Below are 3,321 nucleotides of genomic sequence, written 5' to 3'. Positions count from 1 at the left end.
TGATGCTCGAAGGGATCGGTCGGGTGGGGTTGTTCGAGGCCTTGACGCCGCTCGCCGCCGAATCCGCGGTCTGGCGAAGTCTCACGCCGTACTTGCATCCCTGGCACTTGAAGCGACCCGAGATGCGATCGCCCGAGGCGTTGCACGCGGCGATCCTCGAGCAACTGCGCCGGGAGTGGTCCGCGCGTGGCGACGGTCGACCGGAGATCGTGGACTTTCGCGAACTGCCGGACTGCGACTTCGAAGGGCGTCGGCTTCGCCCGCTGCACTACCACCGCTTCCGCCGCAAGCGCGGCCTCGTGCAGCCTGACACGCTCGGCCGCTTGATCGAGCTGCGCTTCGCCGCACCCGTGCGCGGCCCGATCGCACTCGGTTTCGGTTGCCACTTCGGCCTGGGGCTTTTTACTCCCGCTCCCGATCTCTGAATCCACGCGTCCGACTTCGGACGCGCGCGAGTGCGGCTTCTCAGGGTTCGCCCTGTCAATTAGTAGTTTGATCGACGTACGTCCCCGCCCCAATGCTCGAACCGAAACTCTCCGCAAAGAACCGCGCCCGCGAACGCCGCATCGAACAGGAGTTCGTCGTCGACGCCTGCACGTCGAAGAGCGCCCGACAAGCTACTCCTTCGAAGAGAAGCTTGGTTTTCAAGGAAGGTGCGTCAGGGCCCCTTCCAGGCATCGGCCCGGCGCGTGCAGGACGGTTGCTCGAGCGCTTCGGCAGCATGGAAGGAAGCGGTTGTAAGGGCAGCGGCAGGCATTCTGGCCACCGTACGCGGCATCGGCGCCCGGATTGCGCGCAAAGTCGGCTGGACGGCCGAGCGGCCGGTGCAAGACTACCGGTCGCGCTAAACGATAATTTTCTCCGGTGCACCTTCGCCCCGCTTGCATCCTTCTGGCATACGCCATGCTATGGGCAGGACGACGGTATCGCATGCAGTCCGGCAGGCATCGGCCACATGAGCGAAGACCCAATCCGGCAAGCGGAGCTTCCACTCCCTTTCCCCGAACTGTCCGGAGACATGCCGCTGCTGCCCGCGCGCATGGTCAACGAGTACCAGTATTGCCCGCGGCTGGCGTATCTGGAGTGGGTGCAGGGCGAGTGGGCGGAATCTTCCGACACCGTGGAGGGCAAGCGCGTCCATCGCCGTGTCGACACCCCGTCCGGACATCTCCCTCCGCCGGACGAACTGGAACGCGAAACCCGTATCCACGCGCGCTCGATCACGCTTTCCAGCAACCGCCTCGGCCTGATCGCCAAGATGGACTTGATCGAAGCCGAGGACGGTGCGGTCGTTCCGGTGGACTACAAGCGCGGCAAACGGCCGCACGTTGCGGCCGGGGCGTACGAACCGGAGCGCGTGCAGCTCTGTGTGCAGGGGCTGATCCTCGAAGAGCATGGATATACCTGTCGAGAGGGTGTGCTGTACTTCGCAGCCAGTCGCGAGCGGGTCGTCGTCCCCTTCGATGAAGAACTGAAGCAGCTTACTCGCAATGCGATCGACGGCCTGCGCCTGGTAGCGGCGGGCGGTACGATCCCGCCGCCGCTGGTGGACAGCCCGAAGTGCCCGCGCTGCTCTCTTGTGGGAATCTGTCTGCCGGACGAAGTGAATTTCCTCAATCGGGAGACCACTCCACCCCGCCCGCTCTCGGTGCTGCGCGACGAGGCGATGCCTGTCTACGTTCAGGCGCGGGGGTCCAAAGTGGCCAAGAAGGAAGAAGTTCTGGAGATCTACGTGGACGACGTGAAAAGCGCCACGGCACGCCTGAACGAAGTGTCACAGGTAGTCCTCATGGGCAACGTATACCTGACAACGCCTTGCCTGCACACGCTCATGGAGCGCGAAATTACCGTGAGCTGGCACAGCTTCGGCGGCTGGTTCATCGGCCACACGGTGGGCACCGGGCACAAGAATGTCGAGATCCGGAGTGCCCAGTACCGCGCGAGCTTCGACGAACGGGCTTGCCTGCGGCTTGCGAAAGGCTTCGTCATCGCCAAGATCCAGAACTGCCGCACGCTGCTGCGCCGGAACTGGAAGAACGGGGAAGCCCCCGAGGCGCTGATGGATCAGTTCAGGCAGGACATCGACGCGGCCCGGCGCGCGTCCTGTCTCGCAGAGTTGCTCGGCGCGGAAGGCAACGCGGCCGCGCGCTACTTCGGTTCCTTCCGGGAAATGCTCAGCCGGGCGCCGGAATCCGAAGCGCAATTCGCGTTTGACTTCACCAAGCGCAACCGCCGGCCGCCCACCGATCCGGTCAATGCCCTGCTCTCCTTCGCCTACAGCCTGCTGGTGCGGTCATGGGCGGTCACGTTGAGTGCGGTCGGTTTCGACCCTTACCGAGGGTTTTACCATCAACCGCGCTATGGGCGGCCCGCGCTCGCGCTGGACATGATGGAGCCGTTTCGCCCACTGCTTGGGGATTCGAGCGTCATCCAGGCCATCAACAACGGCGAGGTCAAGCCGACCGATTTCATCTCAGCCGCGGGCAGCGTAGCGCTCACCACTGATGGCCGGAAACGGTTCATCGCTTGTTTCGAACGGCGACTGGGTCACGAAATCACTCATCCGGTATTCGGCTACAAGGTGAGCTACCGGCGCCTCCTGGAACTGCAGGCAAGACTGCTCGCCCGCTTTCTCCTGGGCGAGCTGAAGGAGTATCCCAATTTCGTGACCCGCTGAGCCATGGATGACCACCTCTACATCGTGACCTACGACATTGCCGACCCCAAGCGCTGGCGCGCCGTGTACGGTCTGATGAACGGTTACGGGGAGTGGGTTCAGTTGTCGGCGTTCCAGTGCCGGCTGTCCAGGCGCCGGCACGCGGAGATGCTGGCGACACTGGACGAGATCATCAATCAGAAGGATGATCACGTGGTGATCATCGATGTCGGCCTGGCGGACAATGTGCGCCCGCGAGTCGTCAGCCTGGGCAAGCGGGGATTTGAGCCGGTGCAACGGGAGCCGGTGATCGTCTGATTTTTCTTGCCAGAGGGACGCGAGCGCTGCAGTGAGATGGTCTGCCTTGTGAAGCGCTCGCAAGTCGGCAGCTCTTTAACAATCCGGAGATTTTCGGGTATCTTGCTGGCGGGCGCGGCCAGCTCGATGGCCCCGAAGCGCCATGGTCATAAGAGCGCTCGCAATTCCCCCTTGGCGGCCGCGTTCCACCTCCCGGTCCGAGGGGGCGGTTTTCCGCGGCGATTCGCCGCGGCCTCATTGAAGCGAGGTTCGTTGTGACAAAAGCTCTGAGAGTGACGGGTTTTCCGCGGCGATTCGCCGCGGCCTCATTGAAGCTGCCAAGCCTTGATCGCCGCCTCTGCCCCGCT

Annotated in this window: 3 protein-coding genes; all 3 read left to right on the top strand. The window is 63.7% G+C overall.

The features are described from left to right. The coding region (gene csb2, locus VNM24_11675; protein ID HWQ39246.1) for a type I-U CRISPR-associated protein Csb2 at positions 1–425 on the top strand (425 nt) is incomplete at its 5' end. Positions 426–955: 530 nt separating this feature from the next. After that, complete coding sequence (gene cas1, locus VNM24_11670; protein ID HWQ39245.1) at positions 956–2,677, top strand: CRISPR-associated endonuclease Cas1; 1,722 nt, start codon at positions 956–958, stop codon at positions 2,675–2,677. Between the two features lie 3 nt (positions 2,678–2,680). Beyond that, positions 2,681–2,974 carry a CRISPR-associated endonuclease Cas2 gene (gene cas2, locus VNM24_11665; GenBank protein ID HWQ39244.1) on the top strand — a complete coding sequence of 98 codons (294 nt, stop codon included), beginning with the start codon at positions 2,681–2,683 and terminating at the stop codon, positions 2,972–2,974. Positions 2,975–3,321 lie beyond the last annotated feature (347 nt).

The sequence above is a fragment of the Burkholderiales bacterium genome, assembly GCA_035560005.1.
Taxonomy (GTDB): Bacteria; Pseudomonadota; Gammaproteobacteria; order Burkholderiales; family Eutrophovitaceae; genus DASRFY01.
This window is presented reverse-complemented; position numbering and strand designations above follow the sequence as displayed.

What these genes read in the sequence shown, in the direction of transcription:
- cas1 (HWQ39245.1), top strand. Translation starts at nt 956, where the DNA reads ATGAGCGAAGACCCAATCCGGCAAGCGGAGCTTCCACTCCCTTTCCCC.
- cas2 (HWQ39244.1), top strand. Translation starts at nt 2,681, where the DNA reads ATGGATGACCACCTCTACATCGTGACCTACGACATTGCCGACCCCAAG.